Source organism: Rhodococcus sp. NPDC004095 (assembly GCF_053604015.1).
Window position 1 is genome coordinate 264,979 of the sequence record NZ_JBSGGS010000001.1, and the last position, 20,318, is coordinate 285,296.

Below are 20,318 nucleotides of genomic sequence, written 5' to 3' on the forward strand. Positions count from 1 at the left end.
CTCGGCACCGACGCCCCTGCTGGTGGAGATCGACTCGTGTGGCTCGACTAGTAGGGATCGACTCGTTCTCGGAACATCCGCCGAGACGGGCCGGACGGCACCGGCAACACCTCGACCACCACCGGCGTTGCGGACGGGCCCGGTCCGCCGCTGCCGGTCGGATCGGCGACCGCCCGTTCGCGGCACCCCACCGCCGGAGCTCGAGCGATGGGGCAACCACTCGACGAGAGTATGATACTCGCAATCGGAGAATCGCGTTGCCATTCCGGCTTGGTCGCCCCCGGGCGAGTCGCCGGTTCCGGCCCGATTCCGGTTGCGGCACCACGGAATTCGACCGATACGGATCCAGCGACCGCGCCAGATCCCCGACTACCAGGTGACGGGCAGGGCGTACACCCCGAATGCCAGCCGGTCGTGCTTGAACTCGACCTCTTCGAACGGGATCGCCAGGCGCAGAGTGGGAATCCTACGGAGCAGGGTCTGGTAGACGATCTGCAGTTCGACCCGGGCGAGCTGCTGGCCCACACACTGGTGGCTGCCGAAGCCGAAGCCGACCTGAGTTCGGGCCGGCCGCGAGAGGTCGAGACGATCGGGATCCGGGAACGCCTTGGGATCCCAGTTCGCCGGCGCGAGATCGATGATGATCCCCTCGCCGGCGCGGATCGTCTCCCCGGCGATTTCGATGTCCGAGGTCGCCACCCGGCGTTGACCGTTCTGGATGATGCTCAAGTAGCGCATCAGCTCCTCGACCGCGTTCGCGACAACCTTCGGATCCTCGGTGTCGCGCAGCAGCGCCAGCTGATCCGGATTTTCCAGCAGGGCCAGCACCCCGAGCGAAATCATGTTCGCGCTGGTCTCGTGGCCCGCGATCAGCAGTCCGGTGCCCAGCTGGGCCGCCTCCCGCATGCTGATCTCACCCGCCTGGACCCGTTCGGCGAGCTCGGTCACCACGTCCTCGGCAGGCGCATCGAAGCGGGACTCGATCAGCTTGACGAGATAGCGGGCGAGCCCGGACCTACCCTCGTTGGCCTGCTCGGCGGTGGCGTACCGGTCCACCCCGACAGTGGCGTGCTCCTGGAAGAACTCGTGGTCCTCATAGGGCACACCGAGCATCTCGCTGATCACCAGCGACGGCACCGGCAGTGCGACCGCCGAGACCAGGTCCGCCGGCTGCGGCCCCGCCAGCATCGCGTCGATGTGCTCGTCGGTGATGCGCTGGATCGCCGGGCGCAGCGCGTCGACGCGTTTGAGGGTGAACGGCCGGGTGAGCATCCGCCGGAAGCGCGCGTGCTCCTCTCCGTCCGAGGTGAACACCGAGCGCGGACGCTTGTGCACGGTCGAGAGCATCCCCTCGTTCCAGTGCGGGAAACCTGGGCGGCGGTCGTCGACGCTGACACGTGGGTCGGACATCAACATTTTCAGCTCGGTGTATCCGGTGACCAGCCAGGGGGTGCTGCCGTCCCAGATCCGCACCCGGCTCAGCGGTCGGACCGCTCCAAGGGCACGCACACCGGGGGGCGGTGCGAACGGGCAGGAAGCCTCCCGATCCATCGGATACTCGGGCACCTTCGCGGCGGTCTCGGCCGCGGCACCGGTCAGCGTGTCGGACATGTTCTCACTCCTTGTTCGTCGGTTGGGCGGGTGCTGCCGCTCGGGCGATGCCCGCGGCCGGTGGTCTGTTATTCCAGAAGGCGGATCACCGACGCGGGACACATCTCGACCGCCGTCCGGACGTCGTCGAGGAGGTCGTCGGGCGGACTGTCGTCGAGCAGAACGACGACGCCGTCGTCGTCACGCTGGTCGAAGACATCGCCCGCGTTCAGAACGCACTGACCGGAGCCGACGCACCGGGTCTGGTCGACAGTCACCTTCATCGGATCCCTCTCTCGTGCGGGTTCAGGCGGGTGCAGCGGCCGCGGCCGGCGGGCTGCTGGAGCGGCGCCGCAACGGTTTGCCGGCGGAGGTCCCCCCGTCGACCGCCAGTACGGTCCCGGTCAGGTAGCGGGACCGGTCGCCGGCGAAGTAGAGCGCCGCCTCGGCAACGTCCTCCGGTGTGCCCTCGCGCGGCAGCGGTCGATCGGACTGCATGACGCCGCGGAACGACCGCGCGAGCTTGTCCCCCTTCCCCTCGGCGAGACTCGACATCGACGAGCCGAGCAGCTCGGTCGGGATGCTCCCGGGGGCGATGCAGTTCACCCTGATGTCGTGCTGCGCGAGTTCGATGGCGGCGGACTTGGTGTAGTGGATGATCCCGGCCTTGGAGGCGCGGTAGGTCATCACGCCGCCACCGGCCTGGATTCCCCCGATCGACGACATGTTGATGATCGACCCGCCGCCGTGGTCGGCCATGTACCTTGCGGCGTACTGGGTTCCGGCCATCACGCCGAGCAGGTTCACCGACATCACACGATGGAAATCGGTCAGGTCATCGAGCAGGATGCTCTTGTGCAGGGTTCCGGAGACACCGGCGTTGTTGCAGATCACGTCGAGTCCGCCGAACCGCTCGACCGCCGTCGCCACGAGCCGCCGAACCTGCTCGGGGTCACCGACATCGGTGAACAGGAAGTGCGCGTCTCCACCGAGATCGGCGGCCAGCGTCTCACCCCGCTCCCGGTCCACGTCGGCGATCATCACCCGGGCGCCCTCGGCGAGGAACCTCGCGGCGACGGCAGCGCCGATGCCCGATGCGGCGCCGGTGACGACGGCGACCTTGCCGTGCAGTTCGTTGACCATCTCGGTCATCCCCTTCTCTGTGGTGCTCGCGTCGGGTCGACACCCGACCCGTTCGACTCGTCCCCGCCCGCCTGGCCTGCGAGGAATTCCAGGAGTAGCGAATTGACCTCATCTGCCCTCTCGATCTGCGGGCAGTGCCCGGCGCGGTCGATCACCGCCGACCCGGCCGACCGGATCCGTCCGGCAATCTCCGCCGCCCACCCCCGGGGCAGCAGCTTGTCGCGTTCACCCTCGACGATCAGCGCCGGAGACGAGATTCTCTGGTATGCACGGTCATTCGACGGCAACGGTTCCGTCGATCCGGCCGGACGCCGGAATCGGGCCGCCGCGACCGCCTCCCAGGCTCCCGGTGCGGTACTCGACTCGTACCGGCGCCGGACGTAATCGTCGTCGGCGGGATAACCGGGATCGTCGAAGAGCGCCTCCACGATCCGGCGCATCGCAGGCATCGTGGCGTCGTAGTCGTACAGTGCCTGCATGTGCTCGTTGCGCTGGATCTCCCCGCCACCGCAGATGGCGACCAGACTGCGCACCGGCAGCACCGGCACCTCGGAGGTGGCGTCCACCAACAGCATGATCGCCCCCATCGAGTTGCCGACGAAGTGCGCGCGATCGACGCCGAGGGTGGCGCAGAAGCGGGCCAGATGCCGGATTCTCGTCCCCCGCCCGTCGACGAAATCCACGACCTTCGCAGACTGACCGAATCCGAGCAGATCGGGTGCAAGCACCCGGTAGGACCCGGACAGCGCCCCGATCGTGTTCTCCCACGCCAGTTCCGCATTCGCGCCGAACTCGCCGCCGTGAAGCAGGACCACCGGGTCTCCGGCGCCGGCCTCCAGATAGCTGGTCGACAGCCCGTCCACCACGACGGTCCTGCGCTCGACGCGGCCGGACTCTGTGCCGGCGGGTTCGGTGCTCTCCGGCACGACAGTCCTGTCCACGTCGGTCCCGGGACCGTCGGGGCGGGGGCTCATGTGCGACCCCCACCGGCCCGCGCGAACGCGAGGACCTGGGTCGCGAGCATCTCGAGCTGACCGCGGACATCGGCATCGACGATCTCACCGGCGGAGTCCCAGACCGGCTCCGCCGAGTTGATCGCCACCCCGAGCGGGGTAGGCCACGCGCGCAGCGCATGGCCGATGACGCGCAACTGGCCGAGCGTGCCGACGGCCGCCTGCCAGCCGTACGCGCAGGTGATGCATCCCCAGGGCGTGTTGTCGAGATAGACCCTCGGCCCCTCCCGCAGGTCCTCGATGTAGTCGAGGGCGTTCTTGACCAGACCGGAGACGCCGCCGTGATAGCCCGGCGAGCCCACGATCACCGCATCGGCGGACCGCAGCGCCTCGACCAGTTCGACGGCTTTCGCGCTGCGGCTCGTCTCGTGAGGGCTGTACATCGGCAGGTCGATGTCCGCGCCGGCGTACAGCCTGGTCCGGCCGCCCTTGCGCTCGACCGCCGCGAGGCAGGCCCGAAGGGCCCGCTCGGTGGACGAGCCCGATCGCAGGGTTCCGCCGAGCCCGACGACGAGCGGCGCCTTCGCGAACGGCGCCGCCGTCCCCGCCTCGGTGATCGTGCTTCCGGTCATTGTCCGTACCCCTACTTGATGGCGATCGGGTTCACCGGCGAACCGACCGCACCCACCACCCGCAGCGGCGGCGCAACCAGCTGGAAGTCGTACACCCCGTCGGCGGCACAATCCGCCGCCAGCGCGGTGAGATCCCAGTACTCGCCGAGCATCAGACCCATGTCCCTCAGGCAGAGCATGTGCATCGGAAGGAAGGTTCCCTCGACGCCCGACACCGGGTCCTCGACCATCAGGTTGTCGGCGGCGACGGCGGCCACCTCGAGGTCGTGCAGCCAGGAGGCGCAGCGCCAGTCCAGACCGGCACCGGGCTCGGTGCCGTCGCCGTTCTCCAGGAAACGACCCCACCATCCGGTGCGGATCAGCACGATGTCGCCGCTGCCGATCGTGACGCCCTGCGCCCTGGCGACGTCGTCCAGTTCCTCCGGCGAGATCGGCCGGCCGATCTCGAGGAAGGTCTCGGCGCCCCGATGACGAACGAGGTCCAACAGGACACCGCGAGTGGTGATTCCCTTGCCGTCGACCTTGTCGATACCGCAGTGATAGGCACCGAGACTGGTGACCGAGCTCGCCGGGAATCCGTTGTAGAGCTTGTCCTCGTAGTACACGTGGGACAACGCATCCCACTGCGTTGCCGCCTGCAGCGGCATGATGATCATGTCGTCGTTGAAGCGGAACGGGTTGTCCTCGAAGAATCCGCTCAACTCCCGACCGACGGAGTTCTCCGTCCACTTGGGCATGTACTCGACCAGCGTCTGCGCGTCGCCGCCGTCCACGGTCATCACGTGCACCGGGTTCTGACGGAACTTGAAAGCACCCTGCGGCCCCGAGGACCCGAAGTCGACTCCGAGGGGAAAGACCTTCCCGAGTTTGACGAGGCTCGCCGCCTCGGCGACCTTCTCCGATGTGATGAAGTTCAGGGTGCCGAGTTCGTCGGCAGCGCCCCAGCGTCCCCAGTTCCGGACGTCGCCGGCGACGCGCCTGAAGTCGTTCAGTGAAGCCACGATTCGATCCTTTCCACGTTGTCGATGAGCATCCGCCGGACGGCCGGTGCTCGTGTCACTGGTACGCCGGGTCACCTGCCACGCGGCTGCCCACGGTGCCGCCGTCCACCCACAGCACCTGCCCGGTCACGTAGCTCGCGGCGCGGCTGCCCAGGAACAGCAGTGCCGCCGCCTGCTCGATCGGGTCCGAGACGCGACCGAGCGGAGTGGTGAACCCGTCGAGGAAGCCCTGTCCGTAGGCCGTCCGCAACTGGTCCAGGATCGGGGTCTCGGTGACTCCGGGCCCGGTGCAGTTGACCCGGATGCCGCGGGCCCCGAGACCACCGGCCCGACTCATCGTGTAGAGGATGATCGCCTCCTTCGACAGCCGGTAGCCGCCGTCCGCCAGCGCCTCCGGATGCTCTTGGCACCAACTGATCCCGTCCTTCATCGTGGCGGTGTCGAGCAGGCCGAGCACCTCCGGACGGTTGTCGAGGTAGCGTGAACCCGCCAGGGACGAGACGCTCACGATCGCCGACCCGGACGGCATGCGCGGGACGAGCGCCTCGGTCAGCTGTCGCAGGCCGAGGAAGTTGATCGTCACGACGCGCAGCGGGTCGCCGATTCCCGACGACACCCCGGCCACGTTGAACAGCACGTCGACCCTGGAACCGACCGCGGCGACGGCCCGATCGATCGAGACGGCGTTCGACAGGTCGACCGGCACGAACTCCCCGAGCGGCGTGGTGGGTTCGCGCACGTCCAGTCCGATCACCTCGGCACCGAGCCCCGCGAGTTCCAGGGCGAGCTCGGCACCGATCCCCGAGGCGCATCCGGTGACTACCACCCGCCTGTCGTCGTAGCGCCACAACCCGTCAATTCGCGTCATTCCCAACGCCTTTCACATTCGTTCCGGCTACGGACGCCACGGGTGTGGGGTGCGCGGCGGGCCACTCGCCCCACACCCGGGCGCGGGATCAGGCGCCTCGCTCCTGCTCCGCCTGTTCCTTCGCGAGCTGGGCCGCCTGCACCCGGCCCTCGTTGATCTCCGCCATCGCCTCGGGGATCTCACTCGCGGTGAAGCTGCCCCCGCGACCGGTCGGCAGGCCACCGAAGGAGTAGTTCTCGTCGAACTCCGGGGCGTTCGAGACGGGACGCCGGGCCTCGACCTTCTCGATGATCGGGGCGAGCCGCTTGGCCTTCGCCGCAACCGCCTTCTCGTCCCGCTCGATGAACTCGGGCAGGACCTCCTTGCCCATCAACTCGATGGATTCCATCGTCGCCTCGTGGCTGCGCGGGTTCAGGAGCAGGATGATCTCGTCGACGCCGCTCTCCTCGTAGCCCCTCAGGAACTCACGGACGGTCTCGGGTGACCCGATCGCTCCGCGGCCCGGCCCGTAGGCGAGAGTCTCGTCGTTCTTCACCTCGCCGAGGTAGCGGTCCCAGACGCCGGTCCGGCCGGGAATGTGCTCGCCGGTCATGTAGTAGTGCATGATCCCGAACGAGAAGAAGCCGCCACCCACTCCGAGACGCTCCAGTGCCTGCTCGTCGGTGGGCGCGACCATCATCGACAGGTCTCCACCGATGGCCAGGATGTTCGGGTTGATCACGGGGGTGGAGGGAACGCCGCGCTCCTCGAACTCCTTGTAGTAGCCCTGGACTCGGTCGGCGAGTGGGCCGGGACCGGTGTACGCGAAGCTCAGCGCGCCGATGCACCGCTGGGCGGCCATCTGCACCGAGGACGGGCGCGTACACGCCACCCACACCGGCGGGTGCGGGGCCTGCATCGGCTTCGGGATGACGTTGCGGGCCGGCATCTCGATGTGCTCGCCCTTGAACCCGGTGAACGGCTCCTCCGTCATACAGCGGATGGCGACTTCGATGGCCTCCTCCCACTGTCCGCGCTTGTCGGCCGGGTCGATGCCGAAGCCGCCGAGCTCACCGACCGAGGACGACTCGCCCGTGCCGAACTCGACTCGGCCGTTGGACAGCAGGTCGAGAGTGGCCACCCGCTCGGCGACCCGAGCGGGGTGGTTGATCGCCGGCGGCAGGTGCATGACCCCGAACCCGAGTCGGATGTCCTTGGTCCGCTGGCTCGCCGCGGCCAGGAACATCTCCGGTGCGGTCGAGTGGCAGTACTCCTCGAGGAAATGGTGCTCGGTGAGCCAGACCGTCGAGAAGCCGGCCTTGTCGGCCGCCTCGACCTCGTCCAGCCCGTCCTGGAACATGATTCGCTCGTCGTCCGGGACCCAGGGACGGGGCAGGGCGAACTCGTAGAACAGAGAAACCTTCATAGCTACCTCCGATTGGAATCGAGCGTCGAATCAGTGCGGGTGGAGCTGGAGTCGCCGGACTCGTCCCGGCCCACGATGTGCCTCGCCGCGACGTACCCGAACGTCATGGCCGGTCCGATGGTTGCTCCGGCACCGGCGTAACTGCGTCCCATCACGGGCGCTGAGGTGTTCCCAACCGCGTACAGCCCCGGGACGACGGTGTCGTCGGACCGTAGCGCTCGGGCGTCCTCGTCGGTACGAATTCCCCCAGAAGTCCCCAAATCTCCCAAGACCATGCGGAACGCGAGATAGGGAGGACCCTGAAGCGGAAAGAGATTGGGATTGGGCAGGGTGGGATCCCCGTAGTAGTTGTCGTAGACACTCTCGCCACGACGGAAGTCGTCGTCGGTGGCCCTGCCGGCCATCACGTTGAATCGATCGGCAGTGGCCCGCAGTTCCGTTGCCGGAACGCCGATCTTCTCGGCCAACTCGTCCCAACTCCCGGCGGTGTGCACGACTCCCGAATCGAGCCAGGCTTGCGGAATCTTGCTGCCCGTCGGAACCGGAGCCCACGGAATCCTCGGTATCGGAAGGTGTCCGGCGACGACATAGCGCTTCCACGAACGCTGATCTGTGATCAGCCAGCACGGAATGTGGGTCACGCCGGACTTCTGACCCTCGATCATCGCGTGCCCGAAGTCCATGTACGGTTCGGCCTCGTTGCAGAACCGGCGTCCAGCACCGTTCACCACGAACTGGGACGGCATCATCCGCTCGTTGAGCATGAACTGCATTCGGCCGCCGGGCCACTGGATCGCGGGAAACCACCACGACTCGTCCATCAGCTCGGTGGCCGCCCCGGCCTTCTCTGCGGCACGGATTCCGTCGCCCATCGAGGCGGGATTGCCGAAACTCCAGTCCTGATCGATCACCGGTTGGTGCTCCATCCGCCAGGCCAGGTCGCGCTCGAAACCGCCGCTGGCCAGGATCACCCCGCGCCGGGCGCGGACCTTCAGCTCCCGGCCGTCCCGCTCCACCACCGCCCCGGTCACCGCACCGGCGGCGTCCGTGATCAGCGACTGCATCGGCGCGTCCAGCCACAGGGGGATGTCCCGCTCGGTCATTGCCAGGCGCAGACGTGCCACCAGCGACTGCCCGATCGCTGCGATCCTGTCGCCGAAAACCCGTGCCCGGAACATCCGCCAGAGCAGTTTGAGCAGCACCACCTTGCCGCGCCACGATTGTCTGATCTGGTAGAACGAGCGGAGATCCTTCGGGCCCAGCCAGATTCCCTTCGGCGCAAGCGCGAGGGGCTTGATCAGATTCTCTTCCTCGCTGCCCAGCTCACGCAGATCGATCGGCGGGACGTTGATCGTGCTGCCGAGCGCGGACCCACCCGGTAGCTCCGGGTAGTAGTCGGCGTAGCCGGGCTTCCAGACGAACTCGAGTCGCGGGCTCAACTCCTCGAGGAACGCCATCATCCGCGGCGCCGCGTCGACGTACCGACGGAGCCTGGCCTCGTCGACCAGTCCTCCGGTGATCGCGCGAAGGTACTCGACCACCCCCTCCGGGGACGGTGAGTAGCCGTCACGGCGCTGGGCAGGTGCGCCCGGCACCCAGATCCCGCCACCCGACAGCGCGGTGGAACCGCCGTAATGCGAGGACTTCTCGATCACGAGGACATCCAGACCCGCGGCATCGGCGGTCAGTGCGGCGGTCATGCCACCGCCACCGGATCCGACGACCAGGACGTCGACCGTGTGGTCGTGGGCTTGGTCGACTGCATCGGACGAGGTGGGTGTCACGAGTGGCTCCTGCTGTACGTGGATGTTCGGACGCCCGCCGCCTCGGAAGCGGCGGTTCGGACCGCGAACCCGGCGATGAGTTCCGGCGCCGGCCGGTAGTAGCGCACGTCCGTCCGATAGGGCCCGGCGACTGCGAGCGCCGAGTAGGCCGCGACCCAGGTGCGAATCTCGTGCGCCGAATTGCCCGCCTCTTTCGAGATCACGGCGTTGCTCCAGCTGTCGAGTACGTCGAGACGACCCTCGTCGACAACCTCGAGGAACCGTCGGTCCCAGTCCGGATTGAGTGGTCTCGATTGCCCACCGCCGGAGGCGAACTCGCGTGCGGCCTCGATCACCGCCTCCTGGCGGGCGAGGCGCTGTCCGGAGGTCATCGGGGTGCCGTGGACGATCCGATCCAGCACCCGCCCGGTGGCGGTTGTCCTGCTCGGCACCGGCGGATCGTGGGACAGGCCGCCGGACCCCACCACGAGCACCCGCTTGCCCAGACTCTCGAGGTGTCGTCCGACCGCGGCCCCGAGCGCGCGGGTGCGGCTGAGCGGACCGAGCGGCAGCGCGACCGAGTTGACGAATATCGGGAGGATCGGCACCGCCGTCACGTCGTCGAACAGCCGCGCGAGCGGTTGCGCGGTACCGTGGTCGACCTCCATGTCCGCGGAGACCGCGATGTCGACTCCGGCGTCGAGAACTGCCTGCGCCAAGCCCGCGGCGAGCTGTTCCGGGACGTCGAAGGCACCCGCGTAGGTCCCGTAGTCGCCAACTCCGCGGGCCGCGGTGCCGATGCAGAACGGCGGCATCAGACGGTGGAAGAAGCCGTTGTAGTGATCCGGTGAGAAGACGACGACCAACTCGGGATCGAAGTGCCGCACGAATTGTCGAGCCAGCCCGGTCGCCGACGCGACCTCCTTCAACAGGTCGGCCGGCGGTCCGGGAAGGTCAAGCAGGGGGCTGTGCGAGATGCAGCAGAGTGCCAGCGTCATCACGACCTCCTACCTTCAACGTCAATGCGTCGAACAGGGCCTGGCTCAGCTCCGGGGCCCGTTGGGCGATACAGGCACCGGCCACGCAGCGATCGGGGCGGAGGAAGAGCACAGAATCGGACTGTGCGTCGAACCAACGCTTGAGGCTCCCGCTGCGGTCACCGACGACGATCACATCCGGATCGTCCTGACCGGTCCAGTGCAGCTGGCTCGCCGGCCGAGCGGCGACGAAGGTCGCGCCCAGAGACTTCCACCGTTCGAAGGCGGTGTCCCCGAGCACCCGGCGCGGATCGTTGTTCCAGCACAGCACCGCGAACCAGTTGCCGAGAACGTCGTCGAGGAGCACGCCCGCACGCTCCCGGGTGTCGACCGTGGGCTGCACGAAGAGCGTGCCCACCGAGGAAGCCGGTGAGCGCGGCCCCGTGTGGACGACGGCCCCCTCGTCATAGCGAGGCATCGGCTTGAAGCGCATCCCCAGCACGTAGCTCTTCACCGGAGGAATCGCCGCTGCAGCGCGGACGAGGACGTCACGCACCGCGGCCACCTTCCGGTTGGTTGGCGAGATCACCCGACCGACCATCGTGGACAGGTCGATCATCGCCCGCGCGTGCTTGCGCCGTTCGAGGTCGTAGGTGTCGAGAAGCGCGTCCTCCGCCCGGCCGGTCACGACGGCAGCCAACTTCCAGCCCAGGTTGGCAGCATCGCGGATACCGCTGTTGTAGCCCTGCCCCTGCCACACGGGCATCAGATGCGCTGCATCCCCGGCCAACAGGATCCGGCCGGAACGGAACGCCCCCGCGATCCGGGAGTGATGGGTGTAGACCCTGCGTCGAATCACGTCCAACCTGTCGGGATGAGGGACGAACGGGGCGAGCATCCTCGCGACGAACGCGGGATCCTCTGCGAGTTCGTCCGACTCGTCTGCGTGAATCATGAACTCGAAGCGCCGGATGCCGTGCGCGATCGAGACCGAGACGTTCGGACGGGTGGGGTCAGCGGCGACTTCGATGTTCGGATGGCCGAGCGGGTCGGTGGCGAGATCGACGACGAGCCATCTGGTCGAAGAGGTGGTGCCCTCGAACGTGACACCCATCTGATGTCGGGTGGCGCTGCGGCCGCCGTCGCACCCGACGACGTACCGGGCGAAGACCGTCCTCGGCGTCCCGTCGACAGCGAGTTCGACGGCGACCTCGTCACCGCTGTCCGCACAGGACAGCATCGGCGCATTCCACAGGGCATCGACCTCGGGGAACCGATCGAGTCCGGCGAGCAGTTCGGCATCGACGAGGGGCTGGACGAAGCCGTTGCGCTTCGGCCAGCCGAAACTGGTGTCTGTCGGCGCGATCTCGGCGAGAAGGCGCCGCCTTCCGTCGACGAACCGCATGATCTGGTTCGGCGTCGTGTGCGGCAGCACCTGTTCGACGAGCCCGATCGACTGGAAGGTGCGCAGGGACTCGTCGTCGAGTCCGACCCCGCGCGGGTAGTCGATGAGTTCGGTTCGCTCGTCGACCACGAGGGTTCGAACTCCCCACTGGCCGAGCATGTTCGCCAGGGTCAGGCCGACCGGACCCGCCCCGATCACCACCACCTCGTAGGAGTCCCGGTCTCCGGCCCTCCGCCGTCGCGCCGACACTGTCAGTGCCCCAGCAGGAAGTCGAGGTGGATCCGATTGAACGTCTTCGGGTCCTCGTACTGGGGCCAGTGTCCGCAGCCGGCCATGACCTCGAAGCGGGCACCCGGGATCATCGAGGCGATGCGCCGGCCCTCGCTCACGTCGGCGGTGGGGTCGTCGCTGGTCCACAGCACGAGGGTCGGCGCGACGATTGCACCGTACTCCGCAGGCCCCAACAGGTTTCGTTGGCGAATCTCAGGATCCTGCAGTGCCATGATGTCACGCATTGCATCGACGAACCCCGGTTGCCGGTAGATGCGCCGGCGGCTCGCGACGATGTCGTCGTATCCCTTCGACTTGTCCGCCATCAGCCAGGTGATTCGGGACTGCACCGTCTCCCAGGTCGGCTCACTCGCCGCAGCCATCGAGAGGGTGACGATCCGCGCCATCACCTCGGGGTCGGCCTGTGAACCACCCGCGGTGTTGAGCACGAGACGGTCGATCCGGTCGTGATGGTCGATCGCCGCGCGTGCCGCCACCCAGCCACCGAGGGACTCGCCGCTCAAACGCACTCGTGTGGCGCCGATCTCGTCGAGTACCGCGATCAGATGGTCGACATAGTGGTCGATTTCGAGCGGGTGCCCCGGCTTGTCCGTGTACCCGTGGCCGAGCATGTCGATCGCCCAGGTGGAGAAGTGCTCGGCATGCGAATGCAGATTCCGTACGTAGGCCTCGGCATGGCCACCGGACCCGTGCAGCAACACGAGCGCCGGCTTGTCCGCCTCACCGGCATGCAGGTATCGGGTCCGCACTCCCCCAGCGTTCAGGTACCCCTGTGAGAACGGCACACCCTGGAGATCGCTCCAGATGCTCTCGAAATCCGACACTCGCTACCTCCTGCTCGGTCCGACCGATGGGATGTTCCCGGTGGTGCTGTCGCACGATCGCCGGTTCGGATCAGTTGCCCAGTGGGACCGACGAACCCGTCGCCACGGCATGACCCGCCCGGTAGCCCCAGACCATCCCGGGGCCGATGGTTCCGCCCGCACCGCCATAGGCGCGGCCGGTCACGCCTCCCATCGCGTTGCCTGCGGCAAAGAGTCCGGGGATCACCTCACCGTTGACGTGCCGGACCCGACCGTCCCGGTCGGTGCGGGGTCCACCCTTCGTCCCCATCGCCCCGACCGTGACCGGGACCGCGAAGTACGGCGGCGCGTCGATCGGGCCGAGTGTGCGACCGGCGACGGTGTCGGCGTTCTCGTCGCCCCACCACCCGTCGTAGGCACTCGATCCGCGCCCGAAGTCCGGATCGACCTCCTGGGCTACGGCGGCGTTCCATGCCTCGACCGTCGCGGCCAGGCCGCGCGAGTCGATTCCGGTCCTCGCAGCCAGTTCCCCGAGGTCCTCCGATTGCGAGAACCATTCCGGAACAGTGCCGCCCGGCGGCACCCCGAGGAATCCGTAACGTTTGAAATGCAGTGAGTCGAACACAATCCACGCCGGATCGTTGACGTAGCCTCCTCGTGGGTCGAGGTAGTGGAAAGCGCCGGCCATGGAGTTGTACTCACCGGCCTCGTTGGCGAAGCGGCGTCCGGACCTGTTCACCATGATGCTGCGCGGCCGGGTTCGCTCGAGCCGGACGCTGCGGCTGCGGGGCCTTCCCTCGATCGTGTCGCCGGGGATGCGCACGATCGGCACCCACCAGGCCTCGCTCATGTTCGCCAGGTCGGCGCCGTGCGCCATCGCCATGCGCAGGCCGTCACCGGTGTCGTTCGGCGGTGAAACCGCCCCCCGCATCGGACCTCGAAGATATGCCTTGACCAGCGCCTCGTCCCACTCGAATCCCCCGGTGGCCAGAACCACCCCGGATCGGGCCCGGACTCGGACGGTCTCGCCGCCCACGTCGAGGCGGACACCGGAGATCTGCGCCGCGTCGGCGATCAACTCCACGGCACGGGCCCCGGTCCGGGGCACGACGTCGCGGGCGAGCAGGCCCTCGAGCAGTCCGCCGACCAGTGCGGCGCCGGCGACACTCAGGTCTGCCTGACCGTCGGCCTCGGCGTTGAGCCGGGCCCGCGTCTCTGCGTCGAAGCCGACATTGCTCCAGTCCTCGGGGAAGGAGGTGATCCGGCCGCCCCATTCACCCAGGCGGGTCACGTCGTAGGGAACCGGGCTCAGGGACCGCCCGCCCGAGGGCCGGCCTCCGGGCAGCTCGGGCTTGTAATCCGGGAAACCACTGGCGATCTCGAAGCGCAGCGCGCTGTTCTGCTCGACGAAGTCGACCATTCCCGCACCGGTGCGCACGAAGGTCTCGACCAGTTCGTCGTCCATCGAGTCGAGGGACTGTGCCTGCAGGTAGCTCAGCGCGTCCGTGACGGTCAGTTCTCCGTCCGGGGCACGACGATGCGCGGGGATCCACGCGATGCCCCCGGACACCGCGCTGGTTCCACCCACGGTGGGCGCCTTTTCGTAGATCTCCACCGAAGCCCCGGCGACCGAGGCCGCGAGTGCGGCAGTCAGGCCTGCCGCTCCACTGCCGAGAACGACGACGTCGACCTGGTGATCCCATCCGGATTCCGCGGACTGCACCGGAAGATCCTCTGCGCGAACTCCTTCGGACAACTTCTGCTGGTGCGATGACATCGCGTGCGTGATCCTTTCGGCCGACCGCCGGTCGCTCCGGTCTCGAACTCCCGGGGCGGATCTTCGGTGACGAACTCTCCGGAAACAGATGCATCAGAAGGTGACTCGCTCCACCCCCGGGTACCCCCTGGTACCCCACAAGTACGATCGATCACAACGAAACCTGCCACCGGCGGTAACAGTGCCTGCCGGCTCGGGGGTCGCACGTCCTGTGCGAGAACACGAGCCAGACCGGAAGCCGGGCGTGCGAGAATAATATTCTCGCCCTACGGAAACTTCAATACCCTTTCGGCCACGGCCCCACGGATCAGGTGCTTGCGCACCTTCCCGCTTGCCGTGCGAGGGAAGGACGCCATTTCGACGACGAGCTCGGGCCACTTCTGTCGGGCCAGACCGGCCCGCTCGAAGTAGGTGCACACCTCGCCCAGCGTGGGCACCGGATGGCCCGGAAGAAGGCGCAAGACCGCGGCCGCGCGCTCGCCGAGCACTACGTCGGGGACCGCAACCACGGCAGCCTCACCCACACCCGGCACACCGAGCAGCACCTCCTCGAGCTCGAGCGCACTGATGTTCTCGCCGCCGCGGATGATCACGTCGGACTTACGGTCGGTGATCGTCAGGCAGCCCTCGTCGTCGATCACCCCGATATCGCCGGTCCGATACCAGCCCTCCTCGTCGAACGCCTGCGCGGTCAGGGCGTCATCGGTGTAGCCCAGGCACAGATCTGGTCCGCGGCTGAGGATTTCACCGTCGGACGCCAAACGAATCTCCACTCCTGGCATCGGCCGACCGTCAGTGAGCAGACGCATCCGCTCGGGGGCGTCATGCGGGGAGGCGGTGATCGAAGGATGCTCCGTGCTGCCGTACGCGCGGAATGCGACGATCCCCAGGCCTGCGAGCCGTTGCGTGACCGCCACCGGCACGGATGCCCCACCCAACCCCACGAACTGGACATGGGCCAGATGATCGGGAGTGAAGTCGGGATGGTCGAGCAGACTGGTGACGAAGTAGGGCGGGCCACCGCCGACGGCAAGGCCGTCGCTCTTCATCAACGCCAGCGCCTTTCCCGGATCCCAGGCGTCGGCGAGATTCACCGGCTTCGCATGCAAGACCGGAATCAGGAATGCGCCAACCATTCCGATGAAATGCCCGACCGGGGTCGCGGTCAGCTGCTTGCCGCGATCCGTCGCGTTCCGGTCGGCCAGCTGACGCGTCTCACAAACCAGGGTTTGATGGCTGTGCACCACCCCCTTCGGGACGCTGGTGGTCCCCGAGGTGAAGGCGATCAGGGCCGGGCCGGCGGGATCGACCGCGGCGGTGCCGCTCATCGGCTCGGCCGCGAGCAGGTCGTCGAAGTCACAACCTCGGGCGGAGCCTCGGGAAATGTTGGAGCCGACCACGCCCACCACCGGCACGTCCGCACAGACCTCCGGGTCGTGGACCATCCGGCCGAAGCGGTCCGCGGTGATGAACACCTTCGGCCGCGCCACCTGGAGGATGTGGCCGATCTCGGCCCGACCGTAGATGTGCACGATGGGCACCACCACCGCGCCAAGCAGCGCGGAAGCCCAGAACGTGGCCGCCGCCTCCATCCAGTTCGGCAACTGGAATGCGATCACGTCCGAGGGCCCGACGCCGCGGGCCCGCAGCCCAGCCGCCAGCCGCCGTGCGACCGACTCGACCTCACCGAAGGTGCCGTGCCAGGGCCGCACGTCCGAGTGCACGGTGAACGCGGTGTCCGGCGCGGCCGCCAGTCCACGGGCCAGGAGATCGCCGATCGTGTCGTCGCTCCACCAGCCCTCCTCCTCGTAGCGCTTTCGCAGATCGGCAGGTATCACACGCATTCGAATGACCTCACTGGAATCGAGGGGCTGGACCGGCGTGGATCGCACCGGTGGGCCCGGGAATGGGATCAGCGGAAGCGGGCCGGAATTCACGGCAACCCCGCTCGCGCGAACAACCCGGGGTACACCGCACCGTTGCGCTCCCACGAGATGGACCGTCCGACGAGCGCCCGGATCCGATCTCCTTGCAGCACCGATAGGTGAAGAGTATGGTTCTCGCTACTGTAAGTGCAATTCTTGACACTGAAAACAGGGATTCCGCGGCGCCCTCGGGGTGCCCCCGTCAGCCACGGGACACCCGCCGACGCCGCACTCGATCCAGCCAAATGTTTTGCTGCACATCAAGTTCCGAATGCCATGACCCAATCGGGCGCTACACCTCCGGGCCGGGACCCACGTCCGCGCGCGGCGCCGGAGCCACCTCTGTATGGAAGCTAGGGAAAGGGAATCCTGTGGGACGTGTTGAAGGCAAAGTCGCATTCGTCACCGGCGCCGCCCGCGGACAGGGGCGCAGCCACGCCGTCCGACTCGCCGAAGAAGGTGCCGACATCATCGCCGTCGACCTCTGCGAAGACATCCCCACCCTCGGCTACGCACTCTCCCGCCCCGAGGACCTCGATGAAACGGCACTCCTCGTCGAGAAGACCGGCCAACGCATCGTCACCGCCCAAGCCGACGTCCGCGACGTCAACGCCCTCCGCACCGCCCTCGAGGCCGGCATCGCCGAACTCGGCAAACTCGACATCGTCGTCGCCCAGGCCGGCATTGCCGGCATGAAGGGCGAACCCCAGATCCAAGCCTGGTGCGACGTCATCGACACCAACCTCATCGGCACCATCAACGCCATCCAGGTGGCCCTTCCCCACCTGAGCGACGGCGCCTCGATCATCGCCACCGGCTCCACCGCCGCTCTCATGGACACCAGCAACGTCCCCAACCCCGGCTCCGACCTCGGCGGCATCGCCTACGTCCACTCCAAGCGAGCCCTCTCCGCCTACGTCTACGACCTCGCCACCCACCTCGCCACACGCGGCATCCGCGCCAACGTCATCCACCCGACCAACTGCAACACCCCCATGCTCCAGAGCGAACCCATGTACCGCTCCTTCCGCCCCGACCTCGAACACCCGACCCGCGCCGACGCCGAACCCGCCTTCGGCGTCCAACAAGCCATGAAGATCCCCTACATCGAACCCATCGACATCTCCAACGCTGTCCTCTACCTCGCCTCCGACGAAGCCCGCTACGTCACCGGCACCCAGCACCGCGTCGACGGCGGCGGGTACCTCAAGTGGTACGACTACCAGAAGTGAAACCCATTGTGGTGGCGTGTGACTCAGTGGTCTCACGCCACCGCTTCGGCATTCGAACAGCTCAGCACGTGACCAGTCGAGGGGACAAGCATCGTGAGCACTGACAACGTCGTGGCCGACGACGGGCGTAAAGAGAATCGGTACCACTTCGACCGGCACACCCCGGAATACCGGCACCAGTTCGAGGCAATCACCGAGGAGATGCACGCCAAATGTCCGGTGGCATGGACGGACACGTACGACGGCCACTGGGTCGCCAGCGGTAGCAGTGCGGTCTTCGAGCTGGCACGCAGCCCGCACGTCTCGAACGACCACGACATCAACAAGCAGCGTCGCGGCTACAAGGGCATCTCCATTCCGACGGCCAAGCGCGCCGCGCTCGTTCGCGGCGGCATCCTCGAGATGGACGACCCCGATCACCGGACCTATCGCGCGGTCCTGAACCCGTATCTCTCTCCGGCGGCGGTTGCGCGCTGGGAGCCGTTCATCCACCAGGTGGTTCGTGCCAGTCTCGACGAGAGGATCGAGACCGGTTCGATCGACTTCGTCGACGACCTCGCGAACATCGTCCCCGCGGTCCTCACCCTCGCAATGCTGGGCATTCCGCTGAAGAACTGGGCGATGTACAGCGAGCCGACGCACGCCGCGGTGTACACGCCGGAGAGTTCCCCCGATTCGGTTCGGGTTGCCGAGATGCACCGTGAAATGGGCATCGACCTGCTGACCAACCTGGCCGACATCCGCGAGAATCCGCGTCCGGGACTGGTGAACGCTCTCGTCGACCTGCGCATCGACGGCGAGCCGGCTCCGGACATGGAGCTGCTCGGCATGCTCGGGTTGATCATCGGCGGAGGCTTCGACACCAGCACCGCACTGACCGCGCACTCGCTCGAGTGGCTCTCGCAGAATCCGGACCAGCGTGATCGGCTCAGCCGCGAGCGGGACACCCTCCTCAACTCGGCGACCGAGGAGTTCCTGCGCTACTTCACCCCTGCCCCGGGTGACGGTCGCACGATCGCCGCGGATTGCGAGGTCGACGGAACCCGATTCAGGGAGGGCGAACGCCTGTGGCTCTCCTGGGCGATGGCCAACCGGGATCCCGCGGAGTTTCCCGATCCGAACGAAGTGATTCTGGATCGCAGGGGCAACCGGCACTTCAGCTTCGGCCTCGGCGTCCACCGGTGCATCGGTTCCAACGTTGCGCGCACCGTCTTCAAGTCGATGCTCACCGAGGTCCTGGACCGGATGCCCGACTACCACTGCGACCCGGAGGGCGCCGTGCATTACGACACGGTCGGCGTGATCCAGGGCATGCGGCATCTGCCTGCCACCTTCACCCCTGGCAGGCGGCTCGGACCGGGCCTCGACGAAACGCTCGAGAAGCTCCAGAAGATCTGCGACGAACAGCAACTCGCCGCTCCGGTCACGGTTCGCCGGGAGGCGGCCGACATCAGGGGCTTCTGATGAAGCGACTCCCCGACGGCACGTCGATGCCGATCATCGATGCAAGCGTGCACATCTTCTTCGCATCCAACACCGACATGCGCGCCCACTTGCGCGAGCCCTTCAAGAGCCGGGGAATCCCCGACGTCGAGATGGACTGGTACGGCGCGCCGGGCGGGGAATATGCCCAGGGCTCCCAGGGTCCGAACCGGGAGTATCCCGGCTCGGATCCCGACCGGGTGGCCCAGCATCTGTTCGTCGATCGTGGGGTGGACGTGGCGATTCTGCACCCGATGACACGAGGGATCCTGCCGGACCGGCACCTGACCACCGCGATGCTCTCCGCGCACAACGAGATGATGGTGACCCGCTGGCTCGACTCCGAGGCGCACGGCGAGCGCTTCCGCGGCACGATCCGGGTCAACCCCGAGGACATTCCCGGGGCGCTCCGCGAGATCGAGAGATGGCGCGATCATCCTCGGGTCGTGCAGATCGGTGTTCCGCTGCAGTCCCGCGAGCCATACGGCAAGCCGCAGTTCTGGCCGCTCTGGGAGGCGGCGGCGGGGGCGGGACTCCCGGTCGCTGCGCACATCGAGTGCGGCGAGAGCGTCGGCTTCCCGCCGACCCCGTCGGGCCACCCACGGACGTACGAGCAGTACCTGGGCTTCATGTCACTGAACTACGTCTACCACCTGATGAATCTCATTGCCGAGGGCGTGTTCGAGCAGCTCCCCGACCTCAAGTTCGTGTGGGCGGACGGCGGCGCCGACCTCGTGACCCCGTTCATCTGGCGGATGGACTGCTTCGGCCGTCCGCACCTCGAGCAGACACCGTGGGCACCTCGGATGCCGAGCGACTACCTGCCCGGTCACGTGTATTTCGTACAGGGCGGCCTGGACGGCCCTGGTGAGGTCGACTTCGCCGGAGACTGGCTGGCATTCACGGGCAAGGACGACATGGTGATGTTCGGGTCGAGTTATCCACACTGGCACTGCGGCGACGTCGACTCCCTGCCCCGGGCCCTGACCGCCGAGCAGCGCGAGAAGGTGTGCTGGCGAAATGCCGCCCAGCTCTATGGAATCGACATTCCAGCCCTTGCCGTCCAGTAGT

17 protein-coding genes are annotated in these 20,318 nt (G+C 67.4%); 3 read left to right on the top strand and 14 right to left on the bottom strand.

The genetic code is table 11. The features are described 5' to 3' along the window. Positions 1-369: 369 nt before the first annotated feature. The 14 genes from ACWEPG_RS01200 to ACWEPG_RS01265 form a co-directional block, all read right to left on the bottom strand. Positions 370-1,611 carry a cytochrome P450 gene (locus tag ACWEPG_RS01200; protein ID WP_452593676.1) on the bottom strand — a complete coding sequence of 414 codons (1,242 nt, stop codon included), beginning with the start codon at positions 1,609-1,611 and terminating at the stop codon, positions 370-372. Positions 1,612-1,679: 68 nt separating this feature from the next. Continuing rightward, positions 1,680-1,874: a ferredoxin gene (locus tag ACWEPG_RS01205; RefSeq protein ID WP_452593677.1), complete on the bottom strand. Its 195-nt coding sequence runs from the start codon at positions 1,872-1,874 to the stop codon at positions 1,680-1,682. Between the two features lie 22 nt (positions 1,875-1,896). Then, positions 1,897-2,733, bottom strand: coding sequence for an SDR family NAD(P)-dependent oxidoreductase (locus ACWEPG_RS01210; protein WP_452593867.1), 837 nt, complete (start codon positions 2,731-2,733; stop codon positions 1,897-1,899). Between the two features lie 5 nt (positions 2,734-2,738). Further along, positions 2,739-3,707 (bottom strand): alpha/beta fold hydrolase, encoded by a 969-nt coding sequence (locus tag ACWEPG_RS01215; protein WP_452593678.1) that lies wholly within the window; start codon positions 3,705-3,707, stop codon positions 2,739-2,741. Further along, positions 3,704-4,318, bottom strand: a complete 615-nt coding sequence (locus ACWEPG_RS01220) for an NADPH-dependent FMN reductase (RefSeq protein ID WP_452593679.1) — start codon at positions 4,316-4,318, stop codon at positions 3,704-3,706. Before ACWEPG_RS01220 ends, ACWEPG_RS01215 begins: the two co-directional genes overlap by 4 nt. Positions 4,319-4,329: 11 nt before the next feature. Continuing rightward, complete coding sequence (locus tag ACWEPG_RS01225; RefSeq protein WP_452593680.1) at positions 4,330-5,319, bottom strand: cyclase family protein; 990 nt, start codon at positions 5,317-5,319, stop codon at positions 4,330-4,332. A 55-nt stretch (positions 5,320-5,374) separates the two neighbouring features. After that, entirely contained in the window at positions 5,375-6,187 is an 813-nt protein-coding gene (locus ACWEPG_RS01230; protein ID WP_452593681.1) for a coniferyl-alcohol dehydrogenase, read from the bottom strand. Between the two features lie 88 nt (positions 6,188-6,275). Further along, positions 6,276-7,592, bottom strand: coding sequence for an LLM class flavin-dependent oxidoreductase (locus tag ACWEPG_RS01235; RefSeq protein WP_450133493.1), 1,317 nt, complete (start codon positions 7,590-7,592; stop codon positions 6,276-6,278). Between the two features lie 2 nt (positions 7,593-7,594). After that, entirely contained in the window at positions 7,595-9,376 is a 1,782-nt protein-coding gene (locus tag ACWEPG_RS01240) for an FAD-binding protein (RefSeq protein ID WP_452593682.1), read from the bottom strand. Next, positions 9,373-10,353 carry a 3-carboxyethylcatechol 2,3-dioxygenase gene (locus ACWEPG_RS01245; RefSeq protein ID WP_450133495.1) on the bottom strand — a complete coding sequence of 327 codons (981 nt, stop codon included), beginning with the start codon at positions 10,351-10,353 and terminating at the stop codon, positions 9,373-9,375. The genes ACWEPG_RS01240 and ACWEPG_RS01245 overlap by 4 nt, the downstream gene beginning before the upstream one ends. Beyond that, positions 10,310-11,986, bottom strand: coding sequence for a bifunctional 3-(3-hydroxy-phenyl)propionate/3-hydroxycinnamic acid hydroxylase (locus tag ACWEPG_RS01250; RefSeq protein WP_452593683.1), 1,677 nt, complete (start codon positions 11,984-11,986; stop codon positions 10,310-10,312). The genes ACWEPG_RS01245 and ACWEPG_RS01250 overlap by 44 nt, the downstream gene beginning before the upstream one ends. Before the next feature lie 2 nt (positions 11,987-11,988). Then, complete coding sequence (locus tag ACWEPG_RS01255) at positions 11,989-12,852, bottom strand: alpha/beta fold hydrolase (RefSeq protein ID WP_452593684.1); 864 nt, start codon at positions 12,850-12,852, stop codon at positions 11,989-11,991. A 70-nt stretch (positions 12,853-12,922) separates the two neighbouring features. After that, a complete protein-coding gene (locus ACWEPG_RS01260) occupies positions 12,923-14,608 on the bottom strand; it encodes an FAD-dependent oxidoreductase (protein WP_450133498.1) in 1,686 nt (561 codons plus the stop codon). A gap of 266 nt (positions 14,609-14,874) precedes the next feature. Next, positions 14,875-16,452: an AMP-binding protein gene (locus ACWEPG_RS01265; RefSeq protein WP_452593685.1), complete on the bottom strand. Its 1,578-nt coding sequence runs from the start codon at positions 16,450-16,452 to the stop codon at positions 14,875-14,877. Positions 16,453-16,904: 452 nt separating this feature from the next. Here ACWEPG_RS01265 and ACWEPG_RS01270 point away from each other — a divergent pair, with 452 nt between their 5' ends. The 3 genes from ACWEPG_RS01270 to ACWEPG_RS01280 all read left to right on the top strand — a co-directional run bounded on the left by ACWEPG_RS01270 (position 16,905) and on the right by ACWEPG_RS01280 (position 20,317). Further along, positions 16,905-17,765 (top strand): mycofactocin-coupled SDR family oxidoreductase, encoded by an 861-nt coding sequence (locus ACWEPG_RS01270; RefSeq protein ID WP_450133500.1) that lies wholly within the window; start codon positions 16,905-16,907, stop codon positions 17,763-17,765. A 93-nt stretch (positions 17,766-17,858) separates the two neighbouring features. Beyond that, on the top strand, positions 17,859-19,229 hold the full coding sequence (locus ACWEPG_RS01275) for a cytochrome P450 (protein WP_452593686.1): 1,371 nt from the start codon (positions 17,859-17,861) through the stop codon (positions 19,227-19,229). Continuing rightward, positions 19,229-20,317: an amidohydrolase family protein gene (locus ACWEPG_RS01280; protein WP_452593687.1), complete on the top strand. Its 1,089-nt coding sequence runs from the start codon at positions 19,229-19,231 to the stop codon at positions 20,315-20,317. The genes ACWEPG_RS01275 and ACWEPG_RS01280 overlap by 1 nt, the downstream gene beginning before the upstream one ends. Position 20,318: the final 1 nt, after the last annotated feature.

Excerpts from the sequence above, each read along its gene's own strand:
- ACWEPG_RS01200 (WP_452593676.1), bottom strand. The coding sequence starts at position 1,611 with ATGTCCGACACGCTGACCGGTGCCGCGGCCGAGACCGCCGCGAAGGTG.
- ACWEPG_RS01205 (WP_452593677.1), bottom strand. The coding sequence starts at position 1,874 with ATGAAGGTGACTGTCGACCAGACCCGGTGCGTCGGCTCCGGTCAGTGC.
- ACWEPG_RS01210 (WP_452593867.1), bottom strand. The coding sequence starts at position 2,733 with ATGGTCAACGAACTGCACGGCAAGGTCGCCGTCGTCACCGGCGCCGCA.
- ACWEPG_RS01215 (WP_452593678.1), bottom strand. The coding sequence starts at position 3,707 with ATGAGCCCCCGCCCCGACGGTCCCGGGACCGACGTGGACAGGACTGTC.
- ACWEPG_RS01220 (WP_452593679.1), bottom strand. The coding sequence starts at position 4,318 with ATGACCGGAAGCACGATCACCGAGGCGGGGACGGCGGCGCCGTTCGCG.
- ACWEPG_RS01230 (WP_452593681.1), bottom strand. The coding sequence starts at position 6,187 with ATGACGCGAATTGACGGGTTGTGGCGCTACGACGACAGGCGGGTGGTA.
- ACWEPG_RS01235 (WP_450133493.1), bottom strand. The coding sequence starts at position 7,592 with ATGAAGGTTTCTCTGTTCTACGAGTTCGCCCTGCCCCGTCCCTGGGTC.
- ACWEPG_RS01245 (WP_450133495.1), bottom strand. The coding sequence starts at position 10,353 with ATGACGCTGGCACTCTGCTGCATCTCGCACAGCCCCCTGCTTGACCTT.
- ACWEPG_RS01260 (WP_450133498.1), bottom strand. The coding sequence starts at position 14,608 with ATGTCATCGCACCAGCAGAAGTTGTCCGAAGGAGTTCGCGCAGAGGAT.
- ACWEPG_RS01265 (WP_452593685.1), bottom strand. The coding sequence starts at position 16,452 with ATGCGTGTGATACCTGCCGATCTGCGAAAGCGCTACGAGGAGGAGGGC.
- ACWEPG_RS01280 (WP_452593687.1), top strand. The coding sequence starts at position 19,229 with ATGAAGCGACTCCCCGACGGCACGTCGATGCCGATCATCGATGCAAGC.